Below are 20,086 nucleotides of genomic sequence, written 5' to 3'. Positions count from 1 at the left end.
TCCCCGTCACGCCGATCTAGGGTGCTCCCGTGACCGCGACCGTGCCCGCCCTCCGCCCGCCGGCCGCGCGCGCCGAGGGGCGCGCCGAGGGGCGCGCCGCGGGACGGGCCGCCGCGCGTCGCAGGGTCTCGTCGCGGTCCGCCCTGGCCTCCTTCGCCGAGGTGGTCTCCCCCACCCTCCGGCCGACGCTGCGCGACGCCGAGGCCCTCGGGCTGCGCGGTGAGACCCGGGCCGCGCTCGACCTCCTCGTCGCGACCGCGGCCGCCCTGCCCGTGTCGGCCCCGGACGGTGACCGCGTCGCCATCGGCGAGCTCGCGGTCGTCGTCTGCGCCTGGGGCAGCGAGCTCATCGACGCCCACCCGTTCCTCGAGGACCTCGCGGCGCGGGTGCGGTCGTCCGACGCTCGTGGGGCGCTGCTGTTCACCCGGGGTCGCGCCGGGACCGCCGCGGAGACGCCGGAGATCCTCACCCGGGCCCTCGCGGAGTTCCGGCTCGCGGGCGACCTCCGGGGCCAGGCGGTCACCCTCGGCGAGCTGTGCTGGCCGCGCGAGGACGGCCTGAGCGGTGACTACCGCGTCACCGTCGGGCGCGAGGGCCTCGCCCTCGCCCGTCGCACCGCCGACCCGTGGGCCGTGGCCTTCTGCGCCGGCCGCCTCGCCGGCTGCGAGACCTACCTGGACCGGCCGAGCGCCCTGGAGCACTGGCGCGAGGCCGCCGAGGTCCTGCCGTCCAGCCCTGATGCCGTCACCGCCGAGATCGCCAGCCTCAACCAGTTCAACTGGGCCCACACGGCCTACGGCCACGGCGACTACGGGCTCGCCACGCGGGTCGCGCGCGAGGGCAAGCTCCTCGCGCACGGTGCGACGTGGGCGCGCAAGTTCGCGGCCGTCGAGGCGCTCGTCCTCTGGCGCACCGGCGACCACGTCGGCGCGGTCGCCGCGGGACGCGCCGCCCGGTCGGGGCGCCCGCAGATGGCCACCGGCATGGGCGGCATCGTCCTCGGGGCCGTCTCCCTCGAGCGCGAGGGCCGCCCCGAGCCGGGCGTCCTCGACGAGGCCATCGGCCACATCGAGTTCGACGAGCAGATGCTGTGGCTCGCCCTCGCCGTGCGGGCGGAGGTGCGGGTGGCCCGGCGGGAGCCCTCCCCGCTGCGGGACCTGCGCTCGGCCCTCGACCAGGCGGCCCGGATGGGCGTGCACTTCGGGTGGGAGGACCTCGCCCTCGTCATCGCCCGGGAGGACCGCGCGCAGGGCGCCGAGGTGCTGGAGGGAATGGCCGACCTGTGGCCGACGAACCCACGCGGCGCGGCCCTGCGCCTCGCCGTCGAGGGCCTCGTCGCCGGTGGCCACGAGCGGGTCGTCGAGGCCGCCGAGCGGCTCGCCGCACTCCCCGAGCCCGTCACCGCCGGCCGCCTGCTGCACGACGCGGCCGGGCTCGCACCCGACGCCGCCTCGGGGAACGCGTTGCGGCGCCGGGCGATCGACCTGTTCCAGGCCCATGGCGCCGACCGGTCGCTCGCGGCCGTCCTGCGCGACCGCAGCCTGCACCGCGGGGCCGACCTGCCGGCCGTCCCCGCCAGCCAACGGCTCGTGTCGACCGCGGGACTGACGACCCGCGAGCGCGAGGTCGCCACCCTCGCAGCCCAGGGCCTCACGGCGCAGGAGATCGCCGACGAGCTGCACATCTCCATCGGGACCGCGCGGGGGCACGTCCTGCGGGTCAGGGAGAAGTTCGGCGGGGTGCCGAAGCGCAAGCTGGCGCAGCTGCTCGCCGACGGCGCGTGACCCCCGGGGGCCCGACGCTCAGGGCCGGGCCACGACGTAGACGTTGAACGGGTCGTCGGCGAGCTCGTTGACGGTGACGTCACCGAAGCCGGCCGCCCGCACCATCCGTTCGGCGAGCTGGGTGCCCCAGACCGTGCCGAGCCCCTCACCGCCCTGTCCGAGCGACACCGTCATGCAGTGGAAGGTCGAGATCCAGTAGAGGAAGGTGCCCCAGGGCAGCTCGAGGTTGTCCTCGAGCTCGCTCGAGGCCTTGATGTCGACCATGAGGAAGGTGCCGTCGTCGCGCAGCGACCTCCGCACGGCAGCGAGCACGGTGGCGGGGTGGGCCTGGTCGTGGACCGCGTCGAAGGCGGTCACGAGGTCGAAGGCGCCCTCCGGGAGGGTCGCGACGTCGTGGTCCTCGAAGGTGACGTTGGTCAGCCCCCAGGCCGCGGCCTCGGCACGGGCGGCGACGAGCGCGTCCGCGCTGAAGTCGTAGCCGGTGAAGCGGCTCCGCGGGAACGCCCGACCCAGGATGTTGACCGCGTGGCCCCGTCCGCACCCGACGTCGAGGACGTCGATGCCCGCGACCAACCGGTCGACGAGGCCGGTCAGAGGGATGATCGTGTCGACGAGCGAGGCGTCGTTGACGGCGGCGCTCTCCTCGGCCTGCAGCCGGTGGAAGTCGGGGTAGTCCGCGTAGCCGAGCCCTCCGCCGTGCCGGAAGCACTCCACGAGCCGGGGCGCCACCGCGCCGATGGCCCCGAGGTAGCGCATGACCCGGGCGAGGTTGTCGGGGCCGTTGCCCGTGACGAACGGCCGCACCTGCGGGCAGAGGGCGTAGGTGCCGGCGCCCGGGTCGTACTCGACGAGCTCGCCGCAGGCCGCCCCGCCCAGCCACTCGCGCACGTACCGCTCGTCGAGCCCGGCGGCGTCGGCGACCTGCCGGCTCGTCGCGGGGGGAAGGTCGGCGAGGGCCTCGAGGAGACCGGTCTCGTGGCCGAGGCCGATGAGGAGGGCGAGCGCGCCGTCGTCCATGACCTGGAGGAGACGGTCGAGGGTGGGGTTCTCGGCCGCGGCGTCGGCGGTGTCGTCGGGTGCGGGGTCTGTCGTGGTGCCCTGCTGTAGACGGGTCTCGGTGGTGGTCATCGGTGGCTCCTGTCGTCGGCCCGGGCGGTGTGCCCGGCTGCCGTCGACGCTAGGAGCGCGGCCGGGCACCCCTCATCGGGCGGATCGTGCAACCGCGGCGCGCCCTCATGGGGTGTTCGGTGCAGGCGCCAGCGGGGCGGCGTCGATGCCGTGCTCGCGCGCCCACGCGGCCGCGGCCGTGCGGCTCGAGACCCCCGCCTTGGCGTAGACGTTCGCGAGGTGGCGGCTCACGGTCTTCTCGCTGATGACGAGCTCGCGGGCGACGTCGCGGTTGCTCGCGCCCCGGGCGACCCGGCGCAGCACCTCGACCTCGCGCTCGGTCAGCCCACCCGGGGGTCGGTGTGGGGCGAGCCGCGCGACGTCGGGTGCGGCCCCGAGCCGGTCGTAGATCGCGGTGGCCGTGGCCCGTTCGGCCTCGGCGAGGGCGCGGTGGCCGAGGCCGTCGTGGGCCCGGGCGACGAGCTCGTGGACGCGCGCGGTCGCGTACCGGGACCGCTGCGCGCGGTAGACCGCCGCCGCCGTCTCGAGGGGAGCCAGCGCCTCCTGCCAGGCACCGCGGTGGAGCAGCAGCTCGGCGGCCGCGTGGTCGGCCCAGGCGCGCAGCCCGGGCGTGTCGTGCCGGCGGGCGGTCTCGGCGAGCTCGGTGGCGGCGGACTCGGCCAGGGGGACGTCGCCCGCGCGCAGGGCCACCTCGACCGTGGGCAGCAGCAACCGGGCCCGACCGATGTGGCCGCTCTCGCCGAGGGCGGCGCGCAGCAGGGCCAGGGCCTCAGCGGGGCGTCCCTCCGCCTCGGCGAGGAGCGCGGCCCCCGGCTCCGCGCTGACGGAGAGGTCGCGGGCCCGCTCGTAGGCGGCGCGGGCCCCGTCGCGGTCGCCGCTCAGCCGGCGGATGTCGCCGAGCTCGCGGTAGCCCTCCCCCGCGACCCAGCCGTGGGAGCCGACGAGCGCGCGGCTCAGGCCGGACACCTCGCGCTCGACCTCGTCCCACTCCCCCTCGGCCGAGAGCAGCTGGAGCTGGTGGACGCGGGTGACGGCGGCGTAGAGGAACGTGCTGGACAGCGGCGCCGCCCAGCGGTTCATCGTGTCGGTCCAGGCCCGCATCCTCGCGAGGTCGCCGAGCTCGTGGCACAGGTGGATGACGGTGCAGTGGACGTCGCCCGCCCACAACGGCGGCACCGCGCCGGAGAGCACGACGAGCATCGCCTCGTCGAGGTCGCCGAAACCGACCTCGGTGCGACCACCCCACAGCGCCGCGAGGCCCGACAGCGCGAGGGCCATGGCCCGCAGTGCGTCGTCGTCGAACCGCTCGGCGAGGGCGAGCACCTCGGAGGCGCTGCGGGCGGCGGAGTCCTGGTCCCCGGACAGCTCGAGGGCGAAGCTCCCCTCGAGGTAGCGCAGGTAGCCGTGGGTCGGGCCCTCCTCGAGGTCGCGCAGCACCCGGTGCGCCCGGTTGAGCCAGGCCTGCCCGATGACGACGTCACCCTCGAGCGCCCACGACAGCGCGAGCTCGAGCGCGACGGACGCCGCCGCTTCGCTCTCCCCGGCGGCCGCGCGGGCCCGGTAGGCGTCCTCGGCGACCTCGCGCGAGGCGGCCGTGTCGCCCAGCCACCATGTCGCGCGGGCGAGGAGCTCGAGGTCGGGCGCCGCGAGGTCGCCTGCCGCGGAGTGGCCGTCCGCGGCCGCCCCGTCGCGCACGCGCTCGAGCAGCGCGCGGGCCCGGCGCCAGTCACCGGCGGCGAACGCCTCGCGCGCCCGGCCGACCTCGTCGGACCCCATCGGCGCCTCCTGCTGGGAGGGTACGCCCGCACCGCGGACGACGGCAGGGGCACCGGTACGGTCGGGACATGTCGTCAGCGCTGACCGACCGCGCCCGTGAGCTCGACACCCGCCATGCGGGAACCGACCTGCGCGGCCGGTTCCGGCTGCCGCCCGGGGTCGTGTACCTCGACGGCAACTCGCTGGGCGCCCTGCCGGCCGGGGTGGCCGAGGCGGTCGCCGACGTCGTCCACCGGCAGTGGGGCAGCCGGCTCATCGCGAGCTGGAACGAGGCCGGGTGGTGGGACGCCCCGACCCGGGTCGGGGACCGGCTGGGGCGGCTCGTCGGCGCCGCGCCGGGCCAGGTCGTCGTCACCGACTCGACGTCGGTCAACCTCTACAAGGCGGTCGTCGGGGGCGTGCGGCTGCGGCCCGGGCGCCGGGTCGTCCTCACCGACCCCGGGTCGTTCCCGACCGACCTCTACGTCACCGAGGCCGCCGCCCGCGACGCCGGGGTCGTCGTCGAGCGGGTCGAGCCGTCGGCCGCCGTCGCCCGCATCGAGGAGCTCGGCCACGACCTCGCCCTCGCCTCGTACTCCTCGGTCGACTACCGCACGGGTGAGCTCTGGGACCTGCCGGCGCTCACCCGCGCCGCCCACGCGGTCGGGGCGCTCGTGTGCTGGGACCTGTGCCACTCGGCCGGGGTCCTCGAGGTCGGGCTCGACGAGCACGAGGTCGACCTCGCGGTGGGGTGCGGCTACAAGTACCTCAACGGCGGGCCCGGCGCCCCGGCCTACCTCTACGTGGCGCGGCGGCACCTCGACGCGTTCGACCAGCCCCTCGCCGGGTGGAACGGCCACGCGACCCCGTTCGCGATGGCGCCCGACTTCGTCCCCGCGCCCGGCATCGCCCGGGGGCGCGTGGGCACCCCGCCGGTCATCGGGGTCGCGGCGCTCGACGCCGCGCTCGGGGCGTACGACGGGGTGTCCGTCGCCGACGCGCGCGAGCGGTCGCTCTCGCTGACGGGGTTCTTCCTCGAGTGCCTCGACGCGCTCGCCCCGGAGCTGCCGGTGGCGACCCCGCGCGAGGGCCACCGGCGCGGCTCGCAGGTGAGCGTGCGCCACCGCGAGGCCTACGCCGTGGTGCAGGCGCTCATCGCGCGCGGCGTCGTCGGCGACTTCCGCGAACCGGACATCGTGCGGCTCGGGTTCGCGCCGCTGTACCTCACCCACGCCGACGTCCTGCGGGCCGCCGAGCACCTGCGCGCCGTCCTCGACGAGGGCGAGTTCGAGCGCGAGGAGTTCCGGGCGCGGTCCACCGTCACCTGAGGGCGCGGCGGACCGGCCCGTCGCTCACCAGCCGCGCTCGGCCAGGCGGTGCGGCTGCGGGATCTCGTCGACGTTGATGCCGACCATCGCCTCGCCGAGGCCGCGCGAGACCTTGGCGATGACGTCGGGGTCGTCGTGGAAGGTCGTCGCCTGGACGATCGCCTCGGCGCGCTGGGCCGGGTTGCCCGACTTGAAGATGCCGGAGCCGACGAACACGCCCTCGGCGCCGAGCTGCATCATCATCGCCGCGTCGGCCGGGGTGGCGATGCCGCCGGCGGTGAAGAGCACGACCGGCAGCTTCCCGAGCTGGGCGACCTCCTTGACGAGGTCGTACGGCGCCTGGAGCTCCTTGGCCGCGACGTACAGCTCGTCCTCGGGGAGGTTCTGGAGGCGGCGGATCTCCTGGCGGATCCGGCGCATGTGGGTCGTGGCGTTCGAGACGTCGCCGGTGCCGGCCTCGCCCTTGGAGCGGATCATCGCCGCACCCTCGGTGATCCGGCGCAGCGCCTCGCCGAGGTTGGTCGCGCCGCAGACGAAGGGCACGGTGAACTGCCACTTGTCGATGTGGTTCGCGTAGTCGGCCGGGGTGAGGACCTCGGACTCGTCGATGTAGTCGACGCCGAGGCTCTGCAGCACCTGAGCCTCGACGAAGTGGCCGATGCGGGCCTTGGCCATGACGGGGATCGAGACGGCCTCGATGATGCCGTCGATCATGTCGGGGTCGCTCATCCGCGACACGCCACCCTGGGCCCGGATGTCGGCCGGGACCCGCTCGAGGGCCATGACGGCGACGGCGCCGGCGTCCTCGGCGATCCTGGCCTGCTCGGCGGTGACGACGTCCATGATGACCCCGCCCTTGAGCATCTCGGCCATGCCGCGCTTGACGCGGGTCGTGCCGGTGCCCTGGGGGTTCTGCTGCTCGCTCATGGCGCCCAGTGTAGGTCCGCGGCGGGGGCCCTCCGACCCGGGTCCGGCCCGGCCCCGGCGCCCCGCCCAGCGCCCTCAGCGCGACAGCGCGGCGGGAAGCTCGTCGTCGAACTCGACCGGTTCGGGGAGGGCCGCGTGGCCGGCGAGGCGGAAGAGCCGGACGACGCCCTTGGCCCGGACCCGCCGCACCTCACGGGTCGCGTCGTGGTGGAAGCGCCGGGCCAGCTGCACCCGCAGCCCGCTGGCCGCGAGCCGGTCGAGGGCCTCGGCACCGAGGTCGTCGTCGCCGGCCCGGACGGACGCGACGACGTCCTCGGTGAGCGCGGCGCGAAGCGCCTGGCTGAGGTCGCTCTCGACGTGCTCGCGCCCGCCGAAGTGCTGCCCGTCGAGCAGGTCGTCGTCGACCGGCTGCTCCGTGGTCCGCTCGATCGACTCGGTCGCGGCGTCGGCGACGAGGAGCGCGCTCGCCGGCTCGAGGGACCCGCTGTTGGCGAGCTCGAGGGCGGCCTCGGCGCGCCGGACGAGCTGGGCGTCGAGCGCCCACATCGCCCCCTCCACCTTGGCGTGGAGCCGGTCGAGGCGGGCGGCCGAGTACGACAGGTACCAGGCCACCCCGATGAGGACGATGACGAGGAAGGTCGCCACCTGGAGCACGTCGATCACGAGGAACCTCCTCCCGGACCGCCGCGCACGAGGCGGCCCCACAGCCCACGGGGTGCGGTGTCGTCGGGTTCGGCACCGGCCCCCTCGATGACGGTCTCGTACACGGCCATGACCCGCCCAGCGACGACGGACCAGTCGAAGACCCGCGCCCGGTCGCGTCCTGCCGCCGTGAGCGCCTCCCGCCGTCCGGGGTCGTCGAGCAGCCCGGTGACGGCGGCGGCGAGGCCGGCGTGCGACCCGGTCTCGAACAGCACGCCGGTGCGCCCGCCGTCGAGGACGGCGGTGAAGGCCGACAGGTCGGACGCCACGACCGGGGCGCCGGCCGCCATCGCCTCGACGAGGACGATCCCGAAGCTCTCGCCGCCGAGGTGGGGCGCGACGTAGGCGTCGGCCGAGCGCAGCAGGGCGGCCTTGTCCGGCTCGGACACCGCGCCGAGCACCTCGACGGCCGCGGCCGCCCGGGAGTCGGCGACGCGCAGCAGGTCGGCGGCGTCGCCCGGGCCGGCGACGAGGAGGCGGGCCCCGGGGTACCGGTCGAGGACCTCGGGCAGGGCCCGCAGCGCGACGGCGAGGCCCTTGCGCGGCTCGTCGACCCGCCCGAGGAAGGCCAGCGTGGGTCGCTCCGGCGTCCCGGCGAAGCGCTCGTCGACCGACGCCGAGGCGAACCGGTCGACGTGCACCCCGTTGGGGATGACGAACGCCTCCCCCCGCAGGTGGCGGCGCACCGTGGCGCGGGCGTCCTCCGACACCGCGATCCGCCCGCGGATCTTCTCCAGCGACGGGCGCAGCAGCGGGTGGGCCGAGTGCATGGCGCGCGAGCGCGGGGTCGAGGTGTGGAAGGTCGCGACGACGGGTTCTGTGGAGGCCCACAGCGCCATGACCGACGCGGAGGGGGTCACCGGCTCGTGGAGGTGCAGGACGTCGAAGTCGCCGGCCTCGAGCCAGCGGGTGACGCGCGCCGAGGTGACCGGCCCGAACGTCAGCCGGGCGACCGAGCCGTTGTAGCGCACCGGCACCGGGCGGCCGCACGAGGTGAGGTAGGGCGGCAGCACCGCGTCGTCGTCGGCGGGCGCGAGCACCTGCACCTCGTGGCCCTGCGCGAGGAAGTGCTCGGCGAGGTCGCGGACGTGGAACTGCACCCCGCCGGGCACGTCCCAGGCGTAGGGGCAGACCATCCCGATCCTCACGGGCCCACCTCCGAGGTGGCCGGGCGGGCGGGGTCGAGGTCGGCGAGGAAGACCCGCTGGAGCATGTGCCAGTCGGCCGGGTGCTCCAGCACCGCGGCCCCGAGGACGTCGGCGCACTGCTGCGTCATCGCGGTCACCCGCTCGCGGGTCGGTCCCGGCGGGGGGACGTCGACCGCGGGGTGGAAGGTGATGACGATGCCCCACCCGGTGCCGCGCCGCTCGTGGCGGATGGACACGGGGTGCAGGGGGCGGTCCTCGGTGAGCGCGAGGAGCGCCGGGCCGGGAGCCATCCGGGCCGGGTGCCCGCAGAAGTCGACGACGACGCCCTTGGCGGTGAGGTCGCGGTCCGCGAGCAGCGGGATGATGCCGGGCCTCCGGGCCGCCTCGCGCAGCGCCGGGAACGGGTTGACCCCGCCGGTGAGCGGGATGATCGTCATGCCCAGGCCCTCCCGGAAGGCGAGGAACTCCTCGAAGACCTCCTCGGGCTCGAGCCGCTCGGCGACGGTCGTCACGGGCCCCAGGTGCAGCGTGCCCCAGGCGCCGGCGAGGTCCCAGTTGCCGAGGTGCCCGAGGAACGCGACGACCGACCCGCCGCCCTCGATGACCTCGCGGACCGGCCCGTCCCCCTCGGCCCGCACGCGCGCCAGGATGTCGTCGGGTCCGAGGTCTGGCAGGCGGAAGGCCTCGCAGTAGTAGCGCAGGTAGCGGCGCATGCCCTCGCGCACCAGGGCGTCCAGCGAGGGATCGTCGAGGTCGGGGCGGACCCGGGCGTAGTTCGAGCGCATCCGGGCCGCTCCCCCTCGGGCGACGGTGAGGTCGGCGGCCCGGTCGAACAGCGCGTAGGCGACCCGCTCCGGCAGGCGCCGGACGATCCCCCAGCCGGCGCGGTGCGCGGCGAGCGCCAGCGCCTCGGGGCCGGTGCGGCGGGCCGGGCTCACGCCGCGCCCAGCGCCTGCCGGCGCACGGCCAGCATCCGCTGGACGACGGTGACCAGGCTCGCGAGCGCGAGGAGTGCCAGGACGGCTCCGAGGAAGACCGTCGGCAGGTCGAGCAGGCCCGTGAAACCCGTGGCGACGAGGACGACGACGAGCCGGTCGGCGCGCTCGGCGATGCCGACGTCCGCCGTCATCCCGAGCCCCTCGGCCCGCGCCTTGGCGTACGAGACGACGCTGCCGAGGATGAGGCAGGCGAGGGCGAGCGCCGCCATCCAGGCCGCGTCGCCGTCGCCGGCGTACCACAGGACGAGGCCCCCGAAGATTGCGGCGTCGCCGACCCGGTCGAGGGTGGAGTCGAGGTAGGCGCCCCACCGGCCGGACCGGCCGGTCATCCGCGCCATGATCCCGTCGACGGTGTCCGAGAAGACGAACGCCGTGATGACGAGGGTGCCGACGAGGAACTCGCCGCGCGGGTAGAAGGCGAGGGCGCCGACGCAGACGCCGAGCGTGCCGATGACCGTGACGACGTCGGGGCTGATGCCGAGGCGGACGAGCACCCGGGCGACGGGGCTGAGCACCGTGGTGAAGAAGGCGCGCGCGTATCGGTTCAGCATGGTGGCGCCCAGCGTAGTGGGGCCGTTGCGCGCACCCGCGCCGCGACCCGTCGGCGGCGGTCCGGCGGGACGCGGACGAGTTGTCCACAGCGCCCGGAAGCGTCGTTGCTCCATCGTACCTTTGTTCGATATCATGTGGGCATGGTCACCGGGGGGTTGGGTCTGGCGGAGCGTCGCTCCCGGATTCGCGCTGCCCATGAGGCCCTGGACGCGCTGGGCGAGGTCCTGCACGAGGCCGCGGGACCTGAGCTGGCCGAGCTGCTCGGTCAGGTCGACGCGGTGGCCTCGTCGGCGGAGGCGGCCCGGGTGGCGGTCACGCTCGAGGCGCTGGTGCGCGGCGAGGTCCTCGGCGGAGCGACCGGCCGGGTGGGGACAGCCGCTGTGATCGAGTGGCTGCGCGAGCACGCACCCGCGACCCGGCAGGGAACCGCAGCAGCAGCCGCGAAGGTCGCGTTGCTGGCCGCGGGCGGAGACGGGGCTGGGTCCCTGGCCCCGGACGCACCGCTGGTCGACCCGGACACCGCCGAGGGGCGCATCGCCCACGCCGTGCTCGCTGGTGAGATGTCCCCTTCGGTGGGCGTGGCGGCCCTGGGCGAGGTGGAGCGGCTGCGGCCACGACTGCGGCCGGAGGCGCTGCCGAGCGTCGCGGACGGGCTGGTCGAGCTCGGTCGCGGCCACGGTGTCGGGGTGCTGCGCCGGCTGCGGCCGGCGCTGTTGGCGCGGTACGGGATGCCTGGCGAGCTCGACGCGGTGCAGCAGAGGCTCGCAGGGTCGGCGCGGCTGTCCGCGCCGCTGGTCGCGTCCACCGACCTCACCGAGTACCAGCTGCGGATGACACCCGAGCAGGCCGTCGCCCTCGAAGCGGCGATCGGGCCCCTGTCCGCGCCCGCCCCCAACGACGCCACCGGGGCACGCGACCTGCGCCCTGCCGGGCAGCGCCGCGTCGAGGCCCTCACCGAGGTCTGCCGCCGCTCCTCCGGCCTCGACGCCGACACCACCGGCCCCGACGGGACGGGTGGGGCCGCGGCCGCGGTCCACCTCACCATCGCGCTGGACGACCTGGTCGAGGGCACCGGGTGCGGTGAGGTCCTCGGCTCCACCGCCACCGGCACCGTGCTGTCCGTGGAGACCCTGCGCCGGATCTGCTGCGAGGCCGACCTCATCCCCCACGTCCTGGGCACGGCCGGCGAAGTCCTCGACCTCGGCCGCGTCGCCCGCCTGTTCTCCCGCGCCCAACGTCGCGCGCTGGCCCGTCGCGACCGGTGCTGCACCTACCCGGGGTGTGCCGCCCCGGCCGCGTGGACCCGCGCCCATCACGCCCTGCACTGGCTCGACGGCGGGGCCACCGACCTCGACAATGCCGCTCTGCTGTGCGAACGGCACCACCAGGTCGTCCACCGCAGACGCCTGTGGGCCACCGTGCGAGCCAGACCCGACACCCGCGGCCGGTACGTCGTGTGGGACCTCACCGAGGGCTCCTACGACCGACACCTCGAACAGATCGCCCGAGAACGCTCCGCCCACGACCCACCCCCGATCACCCCCACGCGCCTCGCCGAGCTCGCCGCCGCCCTCACCGGCGACGACGACCTCGAGAGCCGCGTCGCCGAGCACGACCTCGCCCTGTGGAACGAGTGGTTCACCGACGCAGCCGGCGAGCAGGACCTCGACGACGCCCGCGCCCCGTGGCGCAAGGAGACCCCCGCCGCCTGAACGGCGCCGCAGGCTGCCATGGCCTCGAGAGGTGCGGGCGTCCACGACGGAACACTCCTTCCGACGGGACGGGCCCCCGCGGCGCACACGACGGCGAGTGACTCCCGACCAGCGCTTGTGCGTGCGCGCCGACAGGGGAAAGGTGGGGGCATGAGCGGCACCGTGGCCCCCACCGTCAGCGACACCACCCGGATCCGCAACGTGGTCCTCGTCGGACCGAGCGGCGCGGGCAAGTCCCGGCTCTTCGACCACGTCGTCGACGCGTGCGTCGCGGGACGCTCGGCACGCGGTCGCACCGAGCCCACGACGGGCCTGCGGGCCGCGACGGTCCGGACCGGAGGGGTGGTGCTCACCCTCCTCGACGCGCCGGGTCACCCCGACTTCGTCGGGGAGGTGCGGGCAGGGCTGAGGGCGGCGGATGCCGCCCTTTTCGTCGTCTCGGCCGCGGACGGCGCCGACGCACAGAGCCGCGCGCTGTGGCACGAGTGCGCGCTCGTCGGGATGCCCCGGGCGGTCGTCATCACCCAGCTCGACGCCCGGGAGGCCGACTTCGAGGCGACGCTCGAGGACTGCCGGGCCCACTACGGCGCCGGGGTCCAGCCCCTCGGGGTCCCGGTCGCGGGGTCCGAGGGCGCGGTGACGTGCATCGCCGACCTCCTCCTCGGCGAGGTGCACGACTACGCGGGAGGAGCGCGCACGGTGCGCCCCGCAGGGCCGGAGCACGCCGAGGTCTTCGACACCCACCGGCCGGGCCTCATCGAGGGGATCATCGAGGAGTCCGAGGACGGCGCCCTCATGGACCGTTACCTCGAGGGCGAGGAGCTCGACTTCGAGACCCTCGAGCGCGACCTGCTCACCGCGGTCGCCCACGGCACGTTCCACCCCGTCCTGCCGGTCTCGGCCGAGAACGGCGCCGGTGTCGGGGTCCTGCTCCACCTCGTCGAGGCCGGCTTCCCGCACCCGGGGCTCCACGCCCTCCCGACGGTCACGGGAACCTCCGGTGGCGCGCCGGTCACGATCACGGCCGATCCCGACGGTCCGCTGGTGGCCGAGGTCGTCCACACCGAGTCCGACGCCTACGTCGGGCACCTCTCCCTCGTGCGGGTGTTCTCCGGGCGGCTGCGCACCGACCGCGCCGTGCACGTCTCCGGGCACCTCGAGCTGCTCGGCGTCCCCACGGGCGAGGGGCACGCGCCCCACGACGAGGACGTCCGCCCCGGAGCCATCGCGGCTCCCCTCGACGGCGAGCTGCAGCCGAAGAACGAGGCCGTGGCGGGCGAGGTCGTCGTCGTGACCAAGCTCGCGACGGCCCAGACCTCGGACACGCTCTCCTCCCCCGACCAGCCCCTGCTCGTCACGCCGTGGGCGCTGCCGGAGGCCCTGCTCCCCGCGGCGGTCGCGGCCGCGACCCGCGCGGACGAGGACCGGATGCCGGTGGCGTTCCGCGAGCTCGCCGCCGAGGACCCGTCACTGCGCATCGAGCACGACGCCGGCACCGGCCAGGTCGTGCTGTGGACCACCGGTCCGGCGCACCTCGACCTCGTCCTCGCGCGGCTGCGCTCGCGGTTCAACGTCGGGGTCGAGCAGGTGCCGGTCAAGGTGGCGATGCGCGAGACCGCGGTGTCGCGCTCGGAGGCCCAGGGCCGTCACGTCAAGCAGTCCGGGGGCCACGGCCAGTTCGCGGTGTGCCACCTCGTCCTCGAGCCGCTCCCCCGCGGCAGCGGCGTCGAGTTCGCCGAGAAGGTCGTCGGCGGCGCGGTGCCGCGCCAGTTCATCGGCAGCGTGGAGAAGGGGGTGCACACGCAGCTGGCCAAGGGCCTGCTCGCGGGGTGGCCCGTCGTCGACGTCAAGGTCACCCTCACCGACGGCAAGGCGCACTCGGTGGACTCCTCGGACATCGCCTTCCAGACCGCGGCGGGGCTCGCCCTGCGCGAGCTCGCGTCGCCCTCGACCCTCTGCCTCCTCGAGCCGGTCGACACGGTCACCGTGACGGTCGACGACGAGTACCTCGGGGCGGTCATGACCGACATCGGCACCCGTCGCGGCCAGATCATCGGCTCGGCCCCCGCCGACGGCGAGCCCGGCCGGTCGGTGCTCGAGGCCGCGGTGCCGCAGCTCGAGCTGCTCGACTACGCGGTCGCGCTGCGCTCGCTCGCGCACGGCACCGGGAGCTTCCACCGCGAGGAGCGCGGCTACGAGCAGCTCCCCGACCGGCTGGCCCGCGAGCACCTCACCGCCGACGCCTGAAGCCCGGGGCGCTGCTCAGTCCTCCGGGTCCCGCCGCCCGAGGGTGGCGGCGTGGTCGGGGACCTCGTGCTGGAGGGACCGGTCGGGCCGCACGTAGCCGCGAGAGGGGGGCCGCTGCGGCAGGGGCACGACCTCGGGCTCGACGTCGCGGTACGGAACCTGGGTGAGGAGGTGGGCGATCATGTTGATCCGCGAGCGCCGCTTGTCGTCGCTCTCGACGACGTTCCAGCGTGCCTCCGGGATGTCGGTGTGGACCATCATGTCGTCCTTGGCCCGGGAGTAGTCCTCCCACCGGGTGATCGACTCCACGTCCGTCGTCGACAGCTTCCACCGCCGCATCGGGTCGCCGAGCCGCGACTCGAACCGGCGCTGCTGCTCGGCGTCGCTCACCGAGAACCAGTACTTGACGAGCCGGATGCCGTCCTCGACGAGCATCCGCTCGAAGATCGGGCACTGCCGCAGGAAGCGCTGGTGCTCCTCCGGCGAGCAGTAGCCCAGCACGCGCTCGACGCCGGCCCGGTTGTACCAGCTGCGGTCGAAGATGACGATCTCGCCGGCGGCCGGCAGGTGCTCGACGTACCGCTGGAAGTACCACTGGGTGCGCTCGCGCTCGGTGGGCACCGGGAGGGCGACGATGCGCGCCTGCCGAGGGTTGAGGTACTCGGTGACCCGCTTGATCGCCGACCCCTTGCCGGCTGCGTCACGCCCCTCGAAGACGACGACGATGCGCTCGCCCTCCTGCCTGACCCAGGACTGCAGGGTCACGAGCTCGGCCTGGAGCCGCATCAGCTCGGCCTCGTACACCGCACGGTCGAGCCGCCGCCGCTTCGCCATCCCCGCATCGTGTCACGCCGGGGCGGGGCGGTCAGCGTGTTCCGAGGACGTCAGCCGGCCGTGGGCCAGTGCTCGACGAGACGGGCGCGGACGTCCTCGAGGAGCATCGGCAGCGCCTTGGTGCGGGCGATGATCGGGAGGAAGTTCGCGTCGCCACCCCAGCGGGGCACGACGTGCTGGTGCAGGTGGGCGGCGACACCGGCACCGGCGACGGCCCCCTGGTTCATGCCGATGTTGAAGCCCATCGGGGCCGAGGCCGACTCCAGCGCCCGGATCGCCGCCTTGGTGAGGGCGGTGAACTCGGCGGTCTCCTCGTCGGTGAGCTCGACGTAGAGCGAGACGTGCCGGTAGGGGCAGACGAGGACGTGCCCCGGGTTGTACGGGTAGAGGTTCATGACGACGTAGCCGTGCTCGCCCCGGTGCACGACGAGCCCCTCGGCGTCATCCTTGCCGGGCGCCGCGCAGAACGGGCAGCCGTCGCCGGGCTCGGGGTCGGGACGGTCGCCGGCGATGTAGACCATCCGGTGCGGGGTCCACAGCCGCTCGAAGCCGTCACCCTCCCCCGCGAAAGCGGCAGCGGCCTCGACGGCCGTCGCGCGCGCGGGGTCCTCGGTCGGCTCCATGGCCCGATCCTAGGGGCGGCGCCGTCGGGGCCCGGACGCCGGCCTGCCCGTCACCCCCGAGGGATGACGGGCAGGTCGGGGTCGCCCCGGGCTCAGCCGAGACTGTTCGCGAGGTCGGTGAGCGCCTGCCTCAGCTCGCCGCGGTCCCCGGTCGTGGGGAGGGCGGCGGCTGCGTCGAGCAGGATCGAACGGGCGGCGTCGACCCGGCCCGCGTCGACCTGCTTCTTCGCGGTCTCGAGCAGCTTGGCGGTGCTCGTGCGCTGCCCCTTGACCAGCTCGCCCGAGCGAACGGCCTGGTCGAAGTAGGCGCCGGCCACGGCGAAGCTCGGCGTCCAGACGACCTGCTCCTGGTGCTGGGCGTTGAACTGCGTCTGCGACACCTCGCGCGCCGCCGCGAGCTCGTTGGCGCTCAGCCAGTCGCTCGTCGCCAGCCCGAAGGTGTCGAGGCCGCGGGCGATCTCGCTGCCGTAGACCTGGCCGTTGTACCAGTAGGTCGACCACAGGCCGCCCAGGTTGATCCGGTTGGGGTTCGTCGGGTCGGGGATGGGGAACGGCTGGTTGATCGGACCGCGGTCGAAGTACGCGATCTCCACGGGGTTCGCGGTGTCGCTGAAGTCGACGACGGACAGGCCGCCCTGGTACCAGGCCTGGACGACGATGTCGCGCCCCGGCACGGGGACGATCGACATGTTGTGCGCGACGCAGTTCTCGTTGACGGTCTGGACGGCCGGCATCTTGTCGTAGCTGCGGAAGGTCAGCTCGTTCGACGCCGAGAGGTCGAACAGGGCGTTGGCGCCCCACTGCGGCTGGTCGGTGCTCCGGCAACGCGCGGACGTGCCGCCACCCCACTCGTCGGTGAAGATCACCTTGGTTCCGTCGTTGTTCCAGGTGGCCGAGTGCCAGTACGAGAAGTTCGGGTCGGACACCGCGTCGAGACGCACCGGGTTCACCGGGTCGCTCGTGTCGAGGATGATGCCGTTGCCCTGGCAGGCGCCGGCGACGAGCTGCTTCGCGGGGAAGGCCGTGACGTCGTGGCAGGTGTTCGTGTTGGGCAGCGGCGAGTACGCGGTCCCCGACGGGTGCAGCGCGCCGGGCAGCGTGTTCTGGAGCCCGTTGAAGGCGCCGGTGTCGGCGTCGGTGAAGATCCGCGGCTGGCTGACGACCGCCGCGGTCTGGGGCGCGGCCAGCGGGACCTTGATGACGTCGATGCGCCACTGCGTCGGGTTGCCGCTGGTGACCGGGCCGGCGGTCAGCGCGGCGTTCTCGCAGCCGGCGAGCTCGAGCGGCGAGCGGACGCCCGACGTCCCGGAGTTGTAGACGTAGACGTTCTCGGGGTCGTCGGGGTCGGTGACGATCGTGTGCGTGTGCGAGCCGCGGCAGGTCTGCACGCCCGGCAGCTGGACGGGGTTCTCGAGGTCGGAGATGTCGAAGATCCGCACGCCGCGGAAGCGGTCGGGGTTCACCGTGCCGGGCGCCCCCTGCGAGCCGCAGTCGATCCGCCCGCGGGTCTCCTCGACCGACATGAAGAGCAGGTCGCCGTACACCGACACGTCACCCTGGCCGCCGGGGCAGACGAAGGAGGACTCGAGGACGGGGTTCGTCGGCGTGCTGATGTCGTAGACCTGGAAGCCGTTGAAGCTGCCGACGACGGCGTGCTCACCGGTGAACGCGAGGTCGGAGTTGACGAACCCGAAGTTGCCCGGTGGCGCGTCGAACGGTGCAACCCGCGGGTCGTTGTCGACGAGCGAGATGTTCTTGGCCGCCGACGTGCCGGGCAGGTACCCGGGCGCCAGGCCGACCCTCGGGTCGTCGGAGGCCGAGGCCCCGGCGACGGGGAGGACGAGGCCCACGGCCACGGCGGCCGCCGCGGCGAGGGAACGGGACAGGCACCTGCGACTCACGATGGACCTCCTGGGCTCCGGGCCGGATGACCGTTCCGCCCCGGAGGACGCGGCGTGCTGGCGGAGGCAGGCGCGGTGGGTGCGCTCGGAGGGCGGTGATGGCACACTGCCGTGACCCGGGCCACACAGTCAAGACCCACGGAGGACCACGGTGCGCCACAGGATGCAGGGGTCGGTCGCCGGTGCCGTCGCCACCCTGCTCGCCGTCCTCCTCACCGGGTGCACCGGCGACGAGGAGCCCGCTCCGGGGCCCTCCGGCGGCGGGGCCCCGGTGGTCCAGCTGGGGGCCCCGGGACAGCCGAACCGCGAGCTGACCGACGACGAGGTCGCCGCGCTGGGGAACGCCGAGGACGAGGCCAGCGCCTCCGACATCGCCTTTGCCCGTGACATGGTCCCCCACCACGAGCAGGCGCTGCGGATGGCCGAGCTCGCCGCCGACCGCGGGGGTCGCGACGTCGCCCTCCTCGCCGAGCGGATGCGGGTGTCGCAGACCGACGAGGTCGCCCTGCTCCAGCGGTGGCTCGCCGAGCAGGGTCCGCTCCCGCCGGACGACCACGCCCGCCACGGCGGCGACGCGCACGCCCTCATGCCCGGCATGCTCACCGACGCCCAGCTGGCCGAGCTCGCGGCAGCCACCGGGGACCGGTTCGACGAGCTGTTCCTCACCGCGATGATCCGGCACCACGAGGGTGCGACGATGATGGTCGCCGACCTCTTCACGCGTGCGGACGGCGGCCAGCACCCGTGGCTGGCCCAGCTCGCCCGCGACATCGACATCGACCAGCGCGTCGAGATCGCCCGGATGCGTGCCCTGCTCGCCGGCGCGTGAGTGACCCGTCGCGGCGCCCGCTCAGCGCAGGTGGCTCGCCCCGTTGAAGTCCAGGACGGCCCCGGAGGCCCACTCGGCCCCGGGTGACGCCAAGGCGCAGACCGCCCCGGCGACCTCCTCGGGCGTCGCCACGCGCCCGAAGGGGCTCTGGGCCCGCACGGCGTCTCCGCCGGGCCCGTCCAGGGCGTAGCCGGCCATCTCGGTCGCGATGAAGCCCGGGGCGACGCTCGTCACGGCGATGCCGTGCCGGCCCAGCCGCTGGGCCATCGACTGGCCGAACGCGTGCAGCGCGGCCTTGCTGGCGCCGTACGCCGGGATGTCCGGCTCGCCGCGGTAGGCGCCCCGTGACCCGACGTTGACGATCCGCCCGACCGGGACGCCCTCGGCCGGAGGGGTGGCGAGCATGTGCCGCGCGACGCACCACGTGAGGTTGGCCGGACCGAGGAGGTTGGTCGCGAGCGTCCGCTCCCACACGCGCACCCAGTCCTCGTAGGACGTCTCCTCGAGGGCGTGGTCCCCACGACGGCTGGCCGAGCCGGTCTCGGGGGCGACGATCATCGCGGCGTTGTTCACGAGGACGTCGACCCGCCCGAGCGCGGCGACGGCCGCGTCGGCGAGCGCCCGGACGGCGTCCGGGTCGGACAGGTCCCCGGCGACGCGGGCGTGACCGGAGCCCTCGAGCCCGTCCAGGACCGTCTGCGCCCGCTCGCGGCTCGCCTCACCCCGGTGGTGGACGACGACGCGGTCGCCCATCGCCGCGAAGGCGCCGGCCACGGCCGCCCCCACTCCTCGCGAGGCCCCGGTGACGAGGACGCCCCGGGACGACGGCCTGCCCGACGGACGGTGCTCGCTCATGGCGCCCACCCTAGGCGTCGAGGCGCAGCTCCATGAGACGGTCGGACGGGGGGCCGAAGCCCATCCGCTCGTAGAGGGTGCGCGCCTCGTCGACGGCGTCGAGCTGGACCCGGGTGACGCCGTCGGTGCGCGCCCAGTCGAGGAGGGCGCGCAGCAGGAGCTCGCCGAGCCCGGCGCCGCGGGCGTCGGCGGTGACGTAGAGCAGGCTGACGTGGAACCAGGCGTCGGCCGGACGGTGGGGGCTGGGAAGCTTCTGCACCCGCGTCCCGTGGAGGGCACCGAGCGGTCGGCCGCGGGCGTCCTCGACGAGCCAGGTCCGCCGGGCGCGGTCGCGCAGCCAGGCGTCGGCGAACCGGTCGAGGAAGCCGGGCGGGACCACGCCGCCCCGCTCGCGCTCGTCCTGGATGTGCAGCGCACCGACCGAGAACGCGTCGGCGGGGACCGCCTCGCGGACCCGCACGCCCTCGCCGCCGTCCATGGCCCCAGCATGGCCCACGGCGGCGGACGCAGGGGGCTCGTATGCCCCTCCACCGCACCTGCGGCACCACCACACCTGTACGCACAAAGGTGTGGGGCCCCGGGGAGTATGAGTCTCCGGGGCCCCACGATGACTCGGCGTGATGCTCCGCGTCTCACGAGTTGAGCATTGATCACCTACCACCCTCATCACCGGGTGGCTCCGAGCGGTTGCCCGCTCGACGTGGTGCTCGGCTGTCCCTCGATCCCTCCGCCACCGAAGTGGTGGAGTGGGATATTTCTAGTC

General features: G+C 74.8%; 17 protein-coding genes. 5 read left to right on the top strand and 12 right to left on the bottom strand.

Annotated elements, in window-relative coordinates:
• The first annotated feature begins 29 nt into the window (after positions 1 to 29).
• Positions 30 to 1,784: a helix-turn-helix transcriptional regulator gene (locus ACK8HX_RS03810; protein ID WP_411939311.1), complete on the top strand. Its 1,755-nt coding sequence runs from the start codon at positions 30 to 32 to the stop codon at positions 1,782 to 1,784.
• 18 nt (positions 1,785 to 1,802) lie between these two features.
• Here ACK8HX_RS03810 and ACK8HX_RS03805 read toward each other — a convergent pair whose 3' ends face one another.
• Together ACK8HX_RS03805 and ACK8HX_RS03800 are read right to left on the bottom strand one after the other, a co-directional pair.
• Entirely contained in the window at positions 1,803 to 2,912 is a 1,110-nt protein-coding gene (locus ACK8HX_RS03805; RefSeq protein ID WP_411939310.1) for a class I SAM-dependent methyltransferase, read from the bottom strand.
• A 105-nt stretch (positions 2,913 to 3,017) separates the two neighbouring features.
• Positions 3,018 to 4,688 carry a LuxR C-terminal-related transcriptional regulator gene (locus ACK8HX_RS03800; RefSeq protein ID WP_411939309.1) on the bottom strand — a complete coding sequence of 557 codons (1,671 nt, stop codon included), beginning with the start codon at positions 4,686 to 4,688 and terminating at the stop codon, positions 3,018 to 3,020.
• 68 nt (positions 4,689 to 4,756) lie between these two features.
• On the opposite strand from ACK8HX_RS03800, the gene kynU reads away from it, so the two are divergent.
• Positions 4,757 to 5,995: a kynureninase gene (gene kynU / locus ACK8HX_RS03795; protein WP_411939308.1), complete on the top strand. Its 1,239-nt coding sequence runs from the start codon at positions 4,757 to 4,759 to the stop codon at positions 5,993 to 5,995.
• A gap of 24 nt (positions 5,996 to 6,019) precedes the next feature.
• Here kynU and pdxS read toward each other — a convergent pair whose 3' ends face one another.
• From pdxS to pgsA, 5 genes are all read right to left on the bottom strand, one after another.
• Entirely contained in the window at positions 6,020 to 6,922 is a 903-nt protein-coding gene (gene pdxS / locus ACK8HX_RS03790) for a pyridoxal 5'-phosphate synthase lyase subunit PdxS (RefSeq protein WP_411939307.1), read from the bottom strand.
• 75 nt (positions 6,923 to 6,997) lie between these two features.
• Positions 6,998 to 7,585, bottom strand: a complete 588-nt coding sequence (locus ACK8HX_RS03785; protein ID WP_411939306.1) for a hypothetical protein — start codon at positions 7,583 to 7,585, stop codon at positions 6,998 to 7,000.
• Positions 7,582 to 8,772 carry a glycosyltransferase family 4 protein gene (locus ACK8HX_RS03780; protein ID WP_411939305.1) on the bottom strand — a complete coding sequence of 397 codons (1,191 nt, stop codon included), beginning with the start codon at positions 8,770 to 8,772 and terminating at the stop codon, positions 7,582 to 7,584. Before ACK8HX_RS03780 ends, ACK8HX_RS03785 begins: the two co-directional genes overlap by 4 nt.
• Complete coding sequence (locus ACK8HX_RS03775) at positions 8,769 to 9,710, bottom strand: phosphatidylinositol mannoside acyltransferase (RefSeq protein WP_411939304.1); 942 nt, start codon at positions 9,708 to 9,710, stop codon at positions 8,769 to 8,771. Before ACK8HX_RS03775 ends, ACK8HX_RS03780 begins: the two co-directional genes overlap by 4 nt.
• A complete protein-coding gene (gene pgsA, locus ACK8HX_RS03770; RefSeq protein WP_411939303.1) occupies positions 9,707 to 10,321 on the bottom strand; it encodes a phosphatidylinositol phosphate synthase in 615 nt (204 codons plus the stop codon). Before pgsA ends, ACK8HX_RS03775 begins: the two co-directional genes overlap by 4 nt.
• A gap of 141 nt (positions 10,322 to 10,462) precedes the next feature.
• Here pgsA and ACK8HX_RS03765 point away from each other — a divergent pair, with 141 nt between their 5' ends.
• A complete protein-coding gene (locus ACK8HX_RS03765; RefSeq protein WP_411939302.1) occupies positions 10,463 to 12,034 on the top strand; it encodes an HNH endonuclease in 1,572 nt (523 codons plus the stop codon).
• 150 nt (positions 12,035 to 12,184) lie between these two features.
• Positions 12,185 to 14,281 (top strand): elongation factor G, encoded by a 2,097-nt coding sequence (locus ACK8HX_RS03760; protein WP_411939301.1) that lies wholly within the window; start codon positions 12,185 to 12,187, stop codon positions 14,279 to 14,281.
• Between the two features lie 15 nt (positions 14,282 to 14,296).
• Here ACK8HX_RS03760 and ppk2 read toward each other — a convergent pair whose 3' ends face one another.
• From ppk2 to ACK8HX_RS03745, 3 genes are all read right to left on the bottom strand, one after another.
• Positions 14,297 to 15,115, bottom strand: coding sequence for a polyphosphate kinase 2 (ppk2, locus tag ACK8HX_RS03755; RefSeq protein ID WP_411939300.1), 819 nt, complete (start codon positions 15,113 to 15,115; stop codon positions 14,297 to 14,299).
• Between the two features lie 50 nt (positions 15,116 to 15,165).
• Positions 15,166 to 15,738 carry an HIT family protein gene (locus tag ACK8HX_RS03750; protein ID WP_411939299.1) on the bottom strand — a complete coding sequence of 191 codons (573 nt, stop codon included), beginning with the start codon at positions 15,736 to 15,738 and terminating at the stop codon, positions 15,166 to 15,168.
• 92 nt (positions 15,739 to 15,830) lie between these two features.
• Complete coding sequence (locus ACK8HX_RS03745; RefSeq protein WP_411939298.1) at positions 15,831 to 17,639, bottom strand: hypothetical protein; 1,809 nt, start codon at positions 17,637 to 17,639, stop codon at positions 15,831 to 15,833.
• A 163-nt stretch (positions 17,640 to 17,802) separates the two neighbouring features.
• Here ACK8HX_RS03745 and ACK8HX_RS03740 point away from each other — a divergent pair, with 163 nt between their 5' ends.
• Positions 17,803 to 18,468: a DUF305 domain-containing protein gene (locus ACK8HX_RS03740; protein ID WP_411939297.1), complete on the top strand. Its 666-nt coding sequence runs from the start codon at positions 17,803 to 17,805 to the stop codon at positions 18,466 to 18,468.
• Positions 18,469 to 18,489: 21 nt separating this feature from the next.
• Here ACK8HX_RS03740 and ACK8HX_RS03735 read toward each other — a convergent pair whose 3' ends face one another.
• Together ACK8HX_RS03735 and ACK8HX_RS03730 are read right to left on the bottom strand one after the other, a co-directional pair.
• Positions 18,490 to 19,323, bottom strand: coding sequence for an SDR family NAD(P)-dependent oxidoreductase (locus tag ACK8HX_RS03735; protein ID WP_411939296.1), 834 nt, complete (start codon positions 19,321 to 19,323; stop codon positions 18,490 to 18,492).
• Between the two features lie 10 nt (positions 19,324 to 19,333).
• Entirely contained in the window at positions 19,334 to 19,801 is a 468-nt protein-coding gene (locus ACK8HX_RS03730; protein ID WP_411939295.1) for a GNAT family N-acetyltransferase, read from the bottom strand.
• Positions 19,802 to 20,086 lie beyond the last annotated feature (285 nt).

Source organism: Oryzobacter faecalis, assembly GCF_046764005.1.
GTDB lineage: Bacteria > Actinomycetota > Actinomycetes > Actinomycetales > Dermatophilaceae > Oryzobacter > Oryzobacter faecalis.
The sequence above is the reverse complement of the archived record's forward strand: the minus strand, read 5'-3'. Positions and strand labels throughout refer to the sequence as shown.

What these genes read in the sequence shown, in the direction of transcription:
- ACK8HX_RS03805 (WP_411939310.1), bottom strand. Translation starts at nt 2,912, where the DNA reads ATGACCACCACCGAGACCCGTCTACAGCAGGGCACCACGACAGACCCC.
- ACK8HX_RS03800 (WP_411939309.1), bottom strand. Translation starts at nt 4,688, where the DNA reads ATGGGGTCCGACGAGGTCGGCCGGGCGCGCGAGGCGTTCGCCGCCGGT.
- kynU (WP_411939308.1), top strand. Translation starts at nt 4,757, where the DNA reads ATGTCGTCAGCGCTGACCGACCGCGCCCGTGAGCTCGACACCCGCCAT.
- pdxS (WP_411939307.1), bottom strand. Translation starts at nt 6,922, where the DNA reads ATGAGCGAGCAGCAGAACCCCCAGGGCACCGGCACGACCCGCGTCAAG.
- pgsA (WP_411939303.1), bottom strand. Translation starts at nt 10,321, where the DNA reads ATGCTGAACCGATACGCGCGCGCCTTCTTCACCACGGTGCTCAGCCCC.
- ACK8HX_RS03765 (WP_411939302.1), top strand. Translation starts at nt 10,463, where the DNA reads ATGGTCACCGGGGGGTTGGGTCTGGCGGAGCGTCGCTCCCGGATTCGC.
- ACK8HX_RS03760 (WP_411939301.1), top strand. Translation starts at nt 12,185, where the DNA reads ATGAGCGGCACCGTGGCCCCCACCGTCAGCGACACCACCCGGATCCGC.
- ppk2 (WP_411939300.1), bottom strand. Translation starts at nt 15,115, where the DNA reads ATGGCGAAGCGGCGGCGGCTCGACCGTGCGGTGTACGAGGCCGAGCTG.
- ACK8HX_RS03750 (WP_411939299.1), bottom strand. Translation starts at nt 15,738, where the DNA reads ATGGAGCCGACCGAGGACCCCGCGCGCGCGACGGCCGTCGAGGCCGCT.
- ACK8HX_RS03740 (WP_411939297.1), top strand. Translation starts at nt 17,803, where the DNA reads ATGCAGGGGTCGGTCGCCGGTGCCGTCGCCACCCTGCTCGCCGTCCTC.
- ACK8HX_RS03735 (WP_411939296.1), bottom strand. Translation starts at nt 19,323, where the DNA reads ATGAGCGAGCACCGTCCGTCGGGCAGGCCGTCGTCCCGGGGCGTCCTC.
- ACK8HX_RS03730 (WP_411939295.1), bottom strand. Translation starts at nt 19,801, where the DNA reads ATGGACGGCGGCGAGGGCGTGCGGGTCCGCGAGGCGGTCCCCGCCGAC.